A 12,719-nucleotide genomic window follows, 5' to 3' on the forward strand; every position below is an offset into this window, starting at 1 on the left:
GGCATGTCGTTTTCCCTGTGGGGGATCAGGCGGTTCGGCCGGGAGCCGGTGGAGGTGCGGTGCTGGCGCGGACGGTGAGTCGCGGCTCCAGGAGTACGGGGGTGGGCTCGGCGGCGCCGCTCATGCGGTCGATGCGGGAGATCAGCAACTCCACCGCGCGCTCGGCGAGTTGAGCGGCCGGTACGGCGATGGACGTGAGTGCCGGGGTGCCCGCGGTGGCCACCGCGTCGGAACCGAGCACGACGAGCGACATGTCCTCGGGCACGGCCCGCCCGAGACTGCGCAGCAGCGGAGCCAGGTGCGGGGTGGCCGCCTCGTTCTGGACGATCAGCGCGGTGGCGTTCGGGCGTTCCTGGAGCGCCCGGGTCAGCGTGCCCGCCGTGCTGTCCCAGTCGCCGTCGACCGCGCGGTGGGTGAGGCGCAGATCGCGGGCGACGGCGCGTTCGACGGCCCCGTTGGCGGTGCGTACGGCGAAACCGGTGCGGCGCCGATAGGCGGCGTCCGGCGCCCCCAGAAAGATCGCCTCGCGGTGTCCGAGGTCGGCGAGGTGGTCCACGCACCGCACGCCGGCCGCGTGGAAGTCGAGGTCGACGCAGGCGAGTCCGGCCGGATCGCGTGGCAGGCCGATGAGCACGGCGGGCACATCGAGTTCGCGCACCGTGTCCAGGCGCGGATCGTGGATGCCGATGTCCATGAGGACGAGCCCGTCGAGGAGCGCCGCGTCCAGAACGCCGTGTTCGGCGTGGTCGGTCAGGAGCAGGACGTTGCAGTTCCGGCCGCGGGCCGCCACGCTCGCCGACAGCATGAACTCGGCGAGCAGCGGCCGGTGGGCCCCGTCGTCGACCCGCACGGCGAGCCCGATGGTCCGGGAGCGCGCGGAGGCCGGGCGCCGGTAGCCGAGCGCCGACATCGAGTCCAGGACACGGCGCCGCGTCGGCGCCGAGATGGGGCGCTTCCCGCTGAGCACGTACGACACGGTGCTCGTGGCCACACCCGCGTGCTGGGCCACGTCCGTGATGCCGACCATGGTCTGCGCTGCCTGTCTCTGTCGAATGCCCCGGTCGAATCGTTTCGATGAGGGCCTGAGCCCGTGATCGTCCCTGTGATCGCCGGTGGGGAACGACGGTGACATTAGGTCGGCGGATCTGGGGCGTCCAGAGCGGGGCGGCCGGTTCGACGGATTTCGACGAGGGATAACAGGCTGGTCACAAGGGTCGCCGACCCTCACCGATTGACATGCAGCCGAACGGCTGCCTATCGTCGATGGCGAGATAAGGCAGCCGATCGGCTGCATGTCGAGTCGACCGGAAGAGGGCACGACCCCCGTGGACGCGATATTCAAGGCGCTCGCCGACCCCGGGCGCCGGCGGCTGCTCGACAGCCTCAACGACCGGGGCGGGCAGACGCTGGGCGAGCTGTGCGGGGAGCTGGACATGGCCCGGCAGTCGGTCAGCAAGCACCTCGCCGTCCTGGAGGCCGCGGGTCTGGTGACGACCGTGCGTCGGGGTCGCGAGAAGTTGCACTACCTCGACGCCGCGCCCCTCAACGCGGTCGCCGACCGCTGGCTCAGCCGCTACGACCGGCATCGCGCCGGCGCCCTCGACGACCTCCGCACCGCATTGGAAGAGGAACCCCCCATGAGCAACGCCACCGCCGGCGGCCCCGCCGCCGTAGAGCCCTTCGTGCACACCAGCTACATCCGCACGACCCCCGAGCGGCTGTGGGAGGCGCTCACCTCGCCCGCCTTCACCCGCCGCTACTGGGGCGTGGCCTTCGAGACCGACTGGAAGCCCGGCTCGCCCATGGTGTGGCTGGAGGGCGACGGCCGCACCGAGGATCCCGAGCAGGTCGTCCTGGAGGCCGACCCGCCGCGCCGCCTCGCCTACACCTGGCACACCTTCACGCCCGCGTGGGCGCAGGCCGTCGGCGTCGACGAGGAGCTGCGGCAGCGCATCGCCCGAGAGAGCCGCTCGAAGGTGTCCTTCGATCTCGAGGCGATGGGCGAGACCGTGAAGCTCACCGTCGTCCACGACGGCTTCGACCCCGACAGCACCGTCCGCACGATGATCGGCGACGGCTGGCCGGCCCTGCTGTCCAGCCTCAAGACACTCCTGGAGACCGGGGAGCCGCTGCCGGAGCCGCAGGCGCAGGGCTGAGCGCGGGCGCCGACGTCGGCCCCGGACCGGACCGGGGCCGACCGCTCGGGTCAGGGGCGGCGGGCCACCAGAAGATCCACCACGTAGCTCTCCTCTACGTCCCCGGAGGGGAACGCCTCGGCGAGGCGCTCGCGTTCACGGGCGAGGAACGCGTGCCGGTCGCACTCGTCGAGGACCAGGAAGGCGGACCGGCTGCCGATGTTGGCGAGATGCGTGTCGCGCGGGACGGTGCGGGTCCAGGGCAGGTGGCGCCGTGCGACCCGCAGTCCCGTGAGGCCCGCCAGGCGGATGGCGTCGCTGTCCGAGGGGCGTGCGGCGGGCTTCGGAGTCGCTCCGCAGTGCCGTGCCATGCGCGTGTGCTGGTCGCGGATCCACGGCACGTCGAAGTCCGTCGTGTTCCACCAGATCGCCAGCGCGCCGCCCGGCCGCAGCACCCGCAGCGCCTCGGGTACGGAGTGTGCGGGGTCGGTCCACTGCCAGGCCTGCGCGTAGGTGATGAGGTCGCGGGAGGCCTTTGCGAGCGGCAGAGCGTTGCCGTCGCCGCGCACCACCGGCACGCCCGTGACTCGCTCGCGGCACTCACATGCCATGGCCTCACCCGGCTCCACGGCGATCACCTCGGCGCCCCGGTCCCGCAGCAGCGCGGTGGCGATCCCCGTGCCCGCGCCGACATCCGCGACGCGGGCGCCCGCGAGGTCGTTACCCGTGAACTCCTCGATGGCGTCGAGGAGTTCGGCCGGATAGGAGGGGCGGCTTGTCGCGTACTGGCCTGCGGCCTTGTCGAACGACAGGGCGCGTGACGTGGTGCTCATCCCCGCATTGTCGCGCATCGGCCCGGCCGGGTGCGTTGACGCGTCGCCCTTATTCATCGCATGATGAATAAGGGCACGGTCCGGCGTCACCAGACGCGCCGGGCGGTCACCGCAGGCAGGAAGGAACGTCATGCCGCTCGTCCTCGACCTCCGTTCCATCGACGCGACGATGCTCGCCGCCGTCGGCGGCAAGGCGGCCAACCTCGGCGAACTGACCAGGGCCGGGCTTCCCGTGCCGCACGGCTTCTGCGTCACCACGGACGCGTACCGGACGCTCTCGGTGACGGACGGCCTCGCGGGTCTGGAGTCCGACAAGGCGCGCCGGCGCATCCTCGAAGCGGAGGTGCCGGGCGAGCTCGGGGACGCGATCCGCGCCGCGTACGCGGGACTTGGCGACGACGCGGCCGTCGCGGTGCGCTCCAGTGCCACCGCAGAGGACCTGCCGTTCGCCAGCTTCGCGGGGCAGCAGGACACGTACCTGAATGTCGTCGGGGCGGACGCCGTCCTCGATGCCGTACGCCGCTGCTGGGCCTCGCTGTGGACCGACCGTGCGGTGAGCTACCGGGAGACCAACGGCATCGACCACGGATCGGTCCAACTCGCCGTCGTCGTCCAGCGGATGGTGGACTCGGCGGTGTCCGGCGTGCTGTTCACCGCCAACCCCGTCACGGGCAAGCGGGACCAGGCGGTCATCGACGCGAGCCCCGGCCTCGGCGAGGCCGTCGTCTCCGGAGCGGTCAACCCGGACCACTTCGTCGTCGACGGCCAGGAGATCGTCGAACGGAAGCTCGGCGACAAGCGGTTCCTCATCTGCTCCCTGGCCGGAGGCGGCACGGAGAAGGTCGACATCGGCGAGAACCCCGCGCCGTGTCTCACCGACCGTCAGATTCTCCAACTCGCCGCCCTCGGCGCCAAGGTGCAGGCGCACTACGGGAGTCCGCAGGACACCGAGTGGGCGATCGACGCCCGGGGCGCCCTGCACCTCACCCAGTCGCGGCCCATCACGACCCTGTTCCCGGTGCCCGAACACGCCGAGGGCGACTTCCGTGTGTACTTCTGCTTCAGCCTCGCCCAGGGCCTGGAACGGCCGATCACCCCGGCCGGGCGCGCCGCGATCCGGGAGATCGCCGGGGCCGCCGGCCGGATCATCATCGGCGACCCGGGCTCGCAGGGCTGCACCGAGGCGGCCGGACGCGTCTTCATCGACCTCACCAACGTCCTACGTAGTAGGACGGGAAGGGCCTTCTTCCCGCGCGTACTCGACGTCATGGAGGCCCGCTCGGCGCACGTCCTGCGCGGCCTGTACGACGATCCGCGCCTGGCTCTGACGAGCACCTCACCCTGGCCCGCGATCCGGCGAGTGGCGCGCCTCGCCCGCAGGTTCCACGCTCCCTCCACCGTGCTGCGGGCACTCGCCAACCCGGAGGCGGCGGTGCGGCGCGCACGGCGCACGGAGGCGCGCGTGCTGAAGGCGGCCGAAGCGAGGTCCGTCGAGGGGGCCCTGCGCGACTGCGTGATCCCGGTGCTGCCCACCGTCGCCCCGACCGCCCTGGTCGGCTTCGCGATGCTGGGCCTCGCCGGCCGGCTCGTCCGCACCGAACCCGGCGAGCTACAGACGGTCCTGCGCAGCCTCCCGAACAACGTCACCACCGAGATGGACCTCGACCTGTGGAACCTGGCACGTACGATCCGTGCCGAGCGGGACGCCATGGACTCGTTCCAGGAGGCCAACGTCCAGGAGCTGGTGGCCCGTTACCGCGCCGGTGAACTGCCGCCGGTCGCGCAGGACGGGCTCCGCGCCTTCCTGGGCCAGTGGGGCCACCGCGCCGTCGCCGAGATCGACCTCGGCCTCCCGCGCTGGTCCGACGACCCCACGCACATCATCGGCGTCGTCCGCAACTACCTGCGCCTGAATGACCAACAGGCCCGGCCCGACGCCGTGTTCGCGCGCGGAGCGGCCGAGGCCGAGGCGATGATCGAGCGGCTCGCGCGGCGGGCCAAGGGCCGCGGCCGACTCGTCCGGTTCGCCCTGCGTCGCACCCGGCTGCTGGCGGGACTGCGCGAATACCCGAAGTATCTGGCGATCACGCTTTTCGGCTCCCTCCGCGCTCGCATCGCCGAATGCGGAACCGAACTGCACGCGCAAGGGCGCCTCGACGCCGCGCAGGACGTCTTCTTCCTGGACTTCGAGGAGATGCGCTCGACGGACGGGGACCTGCGCCCGACGGTCGCCGTACGCAAGGACGAGTACGAGCGGGAGATGCGGCGCCGGCACATCCCGCGCGTCCTCCTCTCCGACGGAACGGAACCCGAAGCGGCCGCGCGGACGGTGCCCAGCGCCCCCGGTGACCTGGTCGGCACCGCGGCCTCCGCGGGCGAGATCACCGGGCACGCGCGCGTGGTGACCGATCCCGTCGGCGCGCACCTGGAGCCGGGCGAGATCCTCGTCGCCCCGTCCACCGACCCCGGCTGGACCCCGCTGTTCCTCACCGCGGGCGGTCTCGTGATGGAGATGGGCGGCGCCAACTCCCACGGCGCGGTCGTGGCCCGCGAGTACGGCATCCCGGCCGTGGTCGGCGTGCCGGACGCGCTGACGCGGATCGAGACCGGTGACGTGATCACGGTGGACGGCAGCGCGGGGGTGGTGCGGGCGCGCCGACAGGGCGCGTAGCCGCGGCACGGCGCCTATCCTGGAAGCCACCGCGCGGTCATCCGGGGGGAAGGGGCGGTAGATGAACTGGGTTTGGGCGATCCTCATCTTGTTCTGGACAGGAGCGTTCGCCTGGGTGGCGGACACCGCACGCGGCGCGCTGCGCAGCAGGCACGAGCGGAGGTTGGAGCGGCTCGAGGCCGCCAAGCAGGCGCGCCTCGCGGTGGAGGCCGCGAACAAGCCGCCAGAGCCGGTCTGCGGCTGCGCCCACCACCTCGCCAAACACGACAAGACGGGCCGCTGTCACGAACGCGTCGAGGTCCCCACGGCCTGGGACGAGAACAAGAAGCCGACCCACTACGAGGCGGGTCAGTGCAACTGCCAGCAGTACGTGGGGCCCCAGCCGCTGTCCCAGGTCTACGCGGAGGAGCTCACGGACCGGATCTAGATCCGGTCGTGGCTGATGGGCCGGATCTGGATCCAGTCGTGGCGGATGAGCCGGAGCTCGATCCAGTCGTGGCCGAGGGACCGGATCTAGCATCCAGTCATGGCACGAGACACGGCACCAGAAGCAGACACCTCCGCCTCCTCCTCCGCCTCCATCTCCGCTTCCTCCTCCTTCGACACCGTCGTCGACCGCACGCGCTCGAATTCCATGAAGTGGACCTTCGCCGACTCCCTCCTGGCCCCCGACGAGGCCGCGGCCGAGCCCCTGCCGATGTGGGTCGCGGACACCGACTTCAAGGCCCCGCAGGCGGTGCTCGACGCACTGCACGACGCCGTCGACCACGGAGTCCTCGGCTATCCCGGCGGCGCGACCGGCGGCTATCTCGACGCCGTGGTCAACTGGCAGGCCAAGCGCTTCGGTTGGGAGATGTCGCGCGACTGGGTGGTGCCGGCGGCAGGTGTCATCACCTCCCTCAAGACCATCGTCCAGGCCTTCTCCGCGCCCGGCGATTCCGTCCTCGTCCAGCCGCCCGTCTACGTTCACTTCCACGAGGACGTACGGCTCAACGGCCGCCACCTCGCGTACGCGCCGCTGGAACGCACCGAGGACGGCTACCGGTTCGACGCCCGCACCTTCGAAGCCGCCATCCGCCCCGACACCAAGCTGTTCATCCTCAGCCACCCCCACAACCCCACCGGCAACGTGTGGACCGAGGACGAGCTGCGCACCATGGGCGAGATCTGCGCCCGGCACGGTGTCCTGGTCGTGTCCGACGAGATCCACCAGGACCTGGTCCTCAACCCGGCCAGGACACACATCCCGTTCGCCTCGCTCGGCCCGGAGTTCGCCCGCGCCAGCATCACCTGCACGGCCCCCAGCAAGACGTTCAACCTGCCCGGTCTGCAGTGCGCGAACATCCTTATCCCCGACCACCGACTGCGCGAGGACTTCGCCCGCCAGTACGAGCGCAATGTGTTCCCGCTGGTCAACGTGCTGGGCATGGTCGCTGCCGAGGCGGCGTACACACACGGCGAGCCCTGGCTCGAGGAGTTGCTCGGCTATCTGCGCGGCAACCACGAGCACTTCGCGAAGGCGGTCCACAGCGCCACCTCGAAGCTGCGCGTGCTGCCCGCGGACGCGCTCTACCTGGCGTGGATGGACTGCCGGGGCCTCGGGATGGACGCCGAGGCGCTGGACAGGTTCATGCTCACCGAGGCGCGCCTGTGGCTGGACCGGGGCCAGAAGTTCGGGGGCGAGGGCCACGGCTACATGAGAGTGAACCTCGGCTGTCCGCGCTCCACGGTGGACGAGGCGATTCGCAGGCTCGGAGACGCGGTGGCCGGGCTCGGCTGACGGCCCGAAACCGCCGGTGACTCACCGTTCAACTCCTGGTCATGGGCTGCCTGTTGAGGATCTATGGCGTACGGTCGCCAATCGCACCTGAGACAGACCGAATTTGCCAGGAGCAAGGGAGCGAAGGGTGACGGACATCTTCAACTCGTGGTGGGACAAGGCGGCGTGCAAGGCCACGGACCCCGAGGACCTGTTCGTGGAAGGCGCGGCGCAGTCCCACGCCAAGCGGTTCTGCGACACGTGCGTGGTCAGGACCGAGTGCCTGGCGCACGCCCTGGACGAGCGCATCGAGTACGGCGTCTGGGGCGGCGCCACGGAACGTGAACGGCGGGCCCTGCTGCGCCGGCGCCCCACGGTCACGTCCTGGCGCAACCTCCTGGAGGCGGCCCGCGCGGAGCACGCGCAGGACGGCCGCCACGTCAGGGCCTCGTGAGGTCCGGGGCGCCGCGCGCGGTCAACTCCGCCCGGGATCGAATGCGAGCACCTGCGTCAGTCGGATGTTGTTGCCCGAGGGGTCCCGGAACGAGGTGTCGATGCCGTACGGCTGCTCGGTCGGCGGGTCGTTGAACGCGACGCCCCGTGCGGACAGCTCGTCGTAGGCGGCCTTGCAGTCATCGGTCTCCAGGAACAGCGTTCCGCCGGCCCCCTTGGCCACCAGCTCCGACAGCTGGACGCTGTCCTTCTCGTCGAGCATCGGCGGCCGGGGCACCGGCATCAGCACGAGCGCGGGCCCCTCGCCACCGGGCGGCCCGACACACAGCCACCGGAAGGCCCAGGACTCCATGGTCACGTCGGCCCGGACCTCCCAGCCCAGTTTCGTGGTGTAGAAATCGAGCGCCTCGTCCTGGTCGTGCACCCAGAACTGCGCATTGGCAATCTTGATCGTCGTCGGCATGTCGGTCCTCGCGCCTCACTCATCGGCTGTCCTGCTCCGGGACGCGGATCGTCCCGACACCGACGACGCTAGGCACCCGGTCAGCCGCTGTCTTCTCGAAACGTGCGGTTCCGCGGCCGTCCGTAGGCCATCGCGACGCACCGGGGGATGCGCACATGACGCGCGGCGGGAGGATTCGCCGCCCGGTACGCCTGCGGGGTCACCCCGTACATGCGCCGAAAACTCGTCGTGAACGACCCGATGCCGCGCAGCCCCACCGCGACCCCGACATCGGCCACCGTCCAGTCCGTGGCCAGCAGCAGATGGGCGGCCCGCTCAAGCCGCCGGGTCAGCAGATACTGATGCGGCGACTCCCCGAACGCGGCCTTGAAACACCGACTGAAATGCGCGGGCGACAGCGCGGCCGCCGCCGCAAGATCCCCCACCGTGAGCTCCTCCGCGTACCGCGCATCCGCGAGATCACGGGCGCGGAGCAGATGGCGGGAGGGCGGGACGTGGGGCACGGGTCCATTGTGCGGGGTGCGGGCGCCCGACAGCCCGGTGGAGCGGATCCACCGGGCGAAGCCGGCGAGCGACCTGGCCCTGCTACTCGTCGTCGGCGGCCGGACCCGGCACCGGACGCCGTCTGGTCTGCATGCGATCGAGGTGGGTCACCACCGACGCGTGGAACTTGTTGACCGCTTCGTCGACGCTCCGGATGAATCCGGATTCCGTGTTGCCCCGCTGCGTCCCCATGCCCTTGAACAACGAGAGCCGGAATCCGGTGATCTTCGCAGCGCCGCCCGGCAGCAGGTCGCCGGGTTCGGGCCGTAGCCGTTCCAGAGTTCCCCGTGGCCCTCCACCGTCCCCCTCGACCAGGGTCTCGATGTGCAGATCCGCCGGTGCCTCGGAGAGCTCCCGGACGATCCGCTTGGCCCAGGAGAGCGGGTAGCCGTGTGCCGGCGGAGCGATGTCGATGGACGTGCGGATCTTGTACGTGCGCAGGTCGGCGGCGACGGCGAGCACTCCGGGTGTCTGGTCGATGCGCAACTCGGCCCGGAGCCTGCCGTCCCGGCACAGCTCGTCGGCCATGCGGGTGCGGCGGACCACGGCGTCGGTGCCGCGCCGCGCCCGCTGCACCGGGAGCACCTTCCGTCCCAGCTCGCCGCCCAGGCCCAACGACACCTGGCGTACCAGCCGCTCCCAGCTCTCGACGGCCTCGAGTGCCCGGGGATCGCCCTGGCACAGGGTTTCGTCCTGGATCCCGTTGCGTACCGGCACCCAGGCCGGCCCCATGTTGTGGAAACCGTGACAGCCCGAGTTCTCGTGGTGCAGGTAATGCAGGAGCTCTTCCAGCAGCCAGGCGTGCGCCGGATTGCCGAGCCCCTCGTGCCGGAGCAGCATCTGGGCCTGGTGGGCGACTTCGGCCCACGACAGATGCCACAGGCCCACCTTGTTCTTCCGCCGCCGGTCGATCTTCACCTCGACCAGCGGGCTGCCTTCCAGAGCCACGTCGTTGGAGAGGGTGATGACCGCCTCGTAGCCCCTGCGGGCCGCGATGTCCGCGTAGGCCTGTACTTGCTCGGCCTTGAGGGGATTGCCGTTGGTCTTGGTCTCGACGAGTGCGGTCCAGAGTTTGCCGGCCCGCTCCACCCGGATGACACCGTCGGGCCGGCGGGGCGCATCGCCGTGGGGGAGAGACACCTCGGTGAAGGTCTCCATGCGTCCGGCGTGGGCGCCGAAGCCGGCGGTCAGCCGCCGACCGAACTCCGGCACCTGTGCCATCACGGCCAGCAGCACCGACGTGGCACGGGTCTCCCTGTCCCTGTCACTCTTCAGCGCGGACACGGGAAAGAGGCGCGCACCCGCCCAGGACTCGTTCTCCGCAAGGGACTTCTTGGGAATTCTGGGGAGCGTGACCTTCTTCTTCGAGGTGCGCGGGCGTGCGGCTCTCTTGACGGAGGGTGTCGGGGCAGCGGCCTCGGCCGACACGGCGACATCCGTGGCGGGCGTGGTCGGTGACTCCGGTTCGGGATCCTGTCGGGGCCGCTCGCCGACCGCGGGCTGGAGCGGTTCCACCGCCTCTTCCTGGGCAGCCGGTTCGGTCTCGACGGGCTCGTCGGCGTCGTCATCGATGTCCACGCCGTGATCCGATGCGAGGGCCGCGAATCCCGCTTCGTACCCTTGTCCCACGGCACGGAACTTCCACTCACCCGCGCGCCGGTACAGCTCCCCGAAGATCAGCGCGCTCACGGCGCCCGCGTCGTCGATCGCGAACCGTAGGAGGGGTTCCCCGGCTCCGTCGCTCAACGTCAGCTGCAGGGCGCCGAGTTCGTCGAACCGGGCGGACTCGTACCGGCTCGCCGTGATGAGGACCGTGGTGACATCGCTCGGAACGGCACTCAGATCGAAACTGATCCGGTCCTCGCTGCCCTCGCCCGTCGGCGTCTTGCCGAGCAACTGCACGCTCCCGTCCGGCGCGCAGGAGTTGTTGTAGAAGTAGAAGTCCTCGTCGCTGCGGACCTTGCCGCTGTCGTCCAGCAACAGGACGGAGACATCGGCGTCCCCTTCGCCGGTCGGGCTGACCCACCCCAGGCCGACGATCACCGAGTCGGCCTCCCCCTCGATCAGGCTCCCCAGCCCCACGTTCGCGCCCTTGACCATCTCGTACATTCGGCCTCCCCCTCGATCGTCCAGGTACGAGGAACCCCCCTCGCTCGCCGTCGACACATACGGACAAACGGTGAACCTGGCCTGGAGATAGTGGCCTGAATCGGGCGTCTGGAGCAAGGGTCGCGTGGGTGGCGCCGATGGCTCGTCACCGTGGCGTCCGCGCCCCACTCGATCCCCGATAGTTGAACACCGCGCGATTCCTTGACATGGACGCGACCGAAGAGCACTCTCGCGAAGGTTTCGTTCCCGGGCACCGTGGCTCGACCGATGGCAGGGCAGGGAGTCGGCGTGAACACGCAAAGCGCAGGGTCAGAGGCGGGGCGGTACGACGTGCGCGGGCACCGCAATCGCGCCGTCGTCGCCAGTACCGTGGGTACCGCCATCGAGTGGTACGACTTTTTTCTGTATGGCACGGCTGCCGCGCTCGTCTTCCCGCATCTGTTCTTCCCGGGGCAGTCCGAGTACGCGGGCGTGCTCGCCTCCTTCGGTACGCAGTTCGTCGGGTTCGCCGCCCGGCCGCTCGGTGCCGCGATCTTCGGGCACTTCGGCGACCGGGTCGGCCGGAAGTCCACGCTCGTCATCACCCTGCTGCTGATGGGCGTGAGCACCGTTCTGATCGGCTGTCTGCCCACCTACTCGTCGATCGGGCTCGCCGCGCCGATCCTGCTCGTAGTACTTCGCGTCTTCCAGGGCATCGGGGTGGGCGGCGAGTGGGGTGGCTCGGTGCTGCTGTCCATGGAGTGGGGCTCGAAGAAACGCCGTGGGCTGATGGCCAGTTGGCCGCAGATGGGGGTGCCGCTCGGGCTGCTGATCTCCACCGGCATGGTCAAGTGGCTGAGCTCCGCCTCCGGCGACGGCTTCGAGAGCTGGGGGTGGCGGATTCCTTTCCTTGCGAGCGGCGTTCTCGTCGTCATCGGCCTCTACGTACGCCTCAAGGTCATGGAGAGTCCGGACTTCACCGCCGTCAAGCGTGAAGAGGCCGTCGTCCGGATGCCGTTGTGGGACGTGCTGCGGCACCAGTGGCGCGAGGTGATCGCCGCCGCGTTCGTCCGGCTCTCCGAGCAGGCGCCGTTCTATCTCTTCATCACCTTTGTTTTGACATACGGGACCTCTCATCTCGGTCTCGCCCGCGATGACTTGCTCAATGACACGCTCGTCGCCGCGGCCATCGGGCTGCTCACCATCCCCCTCTTCGGGCACCTCTCCGACCGCTACGGGCGCCGCCTGGTGTACGGCGTCGGGATTGTGTGCGTGGGTGCGTTCGCGTTCCCGTACTTCGCCCTGCTCAACACCAGGACGCCGGGGCTCGTGCTGCTCGCCATCGTGCTGTCCCTGGTCTTCCACGGCATGCAGTACGGGCCCCAGGCCGCGCTCATCGCCGAGGGCTTCGGCGCCAACGTCCGCTACAGCGGCGCCGGACTCGGCTATCAGCTGGCCTCGGTCATCGCCGGCGGCCCCGCCCCGCTGATCGCCGCCGCCATCCTGGAGGACACCGGGTCGAGCACCGGCATCAGCCTCTACATCGTGGGCTGTTGCGTGTTGTCCATGGGGGCGTTGTTTCTCATTCCGAAGCGGGGGGAGGGCGGGGTCGAGGCGGGTGAGAGGCGCGTGACCGTTCCTCCGAGTTCCACCAAATCCACCTGAGGGGGCTTCCCCGGGCACGGGATCAGGAGGCCGTACCGTCGTGGCGTCGGCGGTGCGGCCTCTCTTTCTGCTCAGAAATCAACAAAGTCCTACGGCGTCATTGTGTCGG

At 70.2% G+C, this 12,719-nt stretch carries 11 protein-coding genes; 6 read left to right on the forward strand and 5 right to left on the reverse strand.

The window, feature by feature from the left end; translation table 11 throughout:
• Positions 1–25: 25 nt before the first annotated feature.
• Positions 26–1,027 carry a LacI family DNA-binding transcriptional regulator gene (locus OHA73_RS43280; RefSeq protein ID WP_327658135.1) on the reverse strand — a complete coding sequence of 334 codons (1,002 nt, stop codon included), beginning with the start codon at positions 1,025–1,027 and terminating at the stop codon, positions 26–28.
• A gap of 265 nt (positions 1,028–1,292) precedes the next feature.
• Between OHA73_RS43280 and OHA73_RS43285 the strand changes: the two genes are divergently transcribed.
• Complete coding sequence (locus OHA73_RS43285) at positions 1,293–2,156, forward strand: ArsR/SmtB family transcription factor (RefSeq protein ID WP_443063188.1); 864 nt, start codon at positions 1,293–1,295, stop codon at positions 2,154–2,156.
• A 50-nt stretch (positions 2,157–2,206) separates the two neighbouring features.
• Here OHA73_RS43285 and OHA73_RS43290 read toward each other — a convergent pair whose 3' ends face one another.
• Positions 2,207–2,968, reverse strand: coding sequence for a class I SAM-dependent methyltransferase (locus OHA73_RS43290; RefSeq protein ID WP_266724685.1), 762 nt, complete (start codon positions 2,966–2,968; stop codon positions 2,207–2,209).
• Between the two features lie 130 nt (positions 2,969–3,098).
• Between OHA73_RS43290 and OHA73_RS43295 the strand changes: the two genes are divergently transcribed.
• The 4 genes from OHA73_RS43295 to OHA73_RS43310 all read left to right on the forward strand — a co-directional run bounded on the left by OHA73_RS43295 (position 3,099) and on the right by OHA73_RS43310 (position 7,852).
• Positions 3,099–5,639, forward strand: coding sequence for a PEP/pyruvate-binding domain-containing protein (locus tag OHA73_RS43295; RefSeq protein WP_327658136.1), 2,541 nt, complete (start codon positions 3,099–3,101; stop codon positions 5,637–5,639).
• 61 nt (positions 5,640–5,700) lie between these two features.
• Positions 5,701–6,066, forward strand: coding sequence for a hypothetical protein (locus OHA73_RS43300; RefSeq protein ID WP_327658137.1), 366 nt, complete (start codon positions 5,701–5,703; stop codon positions 6,064–6,066).
• Between the two features lie 99 nt (positions 6,067–6,165).
• Entirely contained in the window at positions 6,166–7,419 is a 1,254-nt protein-coding gene (locus OHA73_RS43305) for a MalY/PatB family protein (RefSeq protein WP_327658138.1), read from the forward strand.
• Between the two features lie 136 nt (positions 7,420–7,555).
• Complete coding sequence (locus OHA73_RS43310; RefSeq protein WP_267073742.1) at positions 7,556–7,852, forward strand: WhiB family transcriptional regulator; 297 nt, start codon at positions 7,556–7,558, stop codon at positions 7,850–7,852.
• 21 nt (positions 7,853–7,873) lie between these two features.
• Here the strand turns inward: OHA73_RS43310 and OHA73_RS43315 are convergent, their stop codons facing one another.
• The 3 genes from OHA73_RS43315 to OHA73_RS43325 form a co-directional block, all read right to left on the reverse strand.
• Positions 7,874–8,314 carry a VOC family protein gene (locus OHA73_RS43315; RefSeq protein WP_266724692.1) on the reverse strand — a complete coding sequence of 147 codons (441 nt, stop codon included), beginning with the start codon at positions 8,312–8,314 and terminating at the stop codon, positions 7,874–7,876.
• 80 nt (positions 8,315–8,394) lie between these two features.
• Positions 8,395–8,817 (reverse strand): AraC family transcriptional regulator, encoded by a 423-nt coding sequence (locus tag OHA73_RS43320; RefSeq protein ID WP_327658139.1) that lies wholly within the window; start codon positions 8,815–8,817, stop codon positions 8,395–8,397.
• Between the two features lie 82 nt (positions 8,818–8,899).
• Positions 8,900–10,957 (reverse strand): TerD family protein, encoded by a 2,058-nt coding sequence (locus OHA73_RS43325; RefSeq protein WP_443063245.1) that lies wholly within the window; start codon positions 10,955–10,957, stop codon positions 8,900–8,902.
• 297 nt (positions 10,958–11,254) lie between these two features.
• Between OHA73_RS43325 and OHA73_RS43330 the strand changes: the two genes are divergently transcribed.
• A complete protein-coding gene (locus OHA73_RS43330) occupies positions 11,255–12,610 on the forward strand; it encodes an MFS transporter (protein ID WP_327658141.1) in 1,356 nt (451 codons plus the stop codon).
• The last annotated feature ends 109 nt before the right edge of the window (positions 12,611–12,719 follow it).

It is taken from the genome of Streptomyces sp. NBC_00483 (genome assembly GCF_036013745.1).
GTDB lineage: Bacteria > Actinomycetota > Actinomycetes > Streptomycetales > Streptomycetaceae > Streptomyces.

Bases quoted from the DNA above. Each gene is read 5' to 3' on its own strand.
- OHA73_RS43280 (WP_327658135.1), bottom strand. From the start codon at position 1,027: ATGGTCGGCATCACGGACGTGGCCCAGCACGCGGGTGTGGCCACGAGC.
- OHA73_RS43290 (WP_266724685.1), bottom strand. From the start codon at position 2,968: ATGAGCACCACGTCACGCGCCCTGTCGTTCGACAAGGCCGCAGGCCAG.
- OHA73_RS43325 (WP_443063245.1), bottom strand. From the start codon at position 10,957: ATGGTCAAGGGCGCGAACGTGGGGCTGGGGAGCCTGATCGAGGGGGAG.
- OHA73_RS43285 (WP_443063188.1), top strand. From the start codon at position 1,293: ATGTCGAGTCGACCGGAAGAGGGCACGACCCCCGTGGACGCGATATTC.
- OHA73_RS43315 (WP_266724692.1), bottom strand. From the start codon at position 8,314: ATGCCGACGACGATCAAGATTGCCAATGCGCAGTTCTGGGTGCACGAC.
- OHA73_RS43300 (WP_327658137.1), top strand. From the start codon at position 5,701: ATGAACTGGGTTTGGGCGATCCTCATCTTGTTCTGGACAGGAGCGTTC.
- OHA73_RS43305 (WP_327658138.1), top strand. From the start codon at position 6,166: ATGGCACGAGACACGGCACCAGAAGCAGACACCTCCGCCTCCTCCTCC.
- OHA73_RS43295 (WP_327658136.1), top strand. From the start codon at position 3,099: ATGCCGCTCGTCCTCGACCTCCGTTCCATCGACGCGACGATGCTCGCC.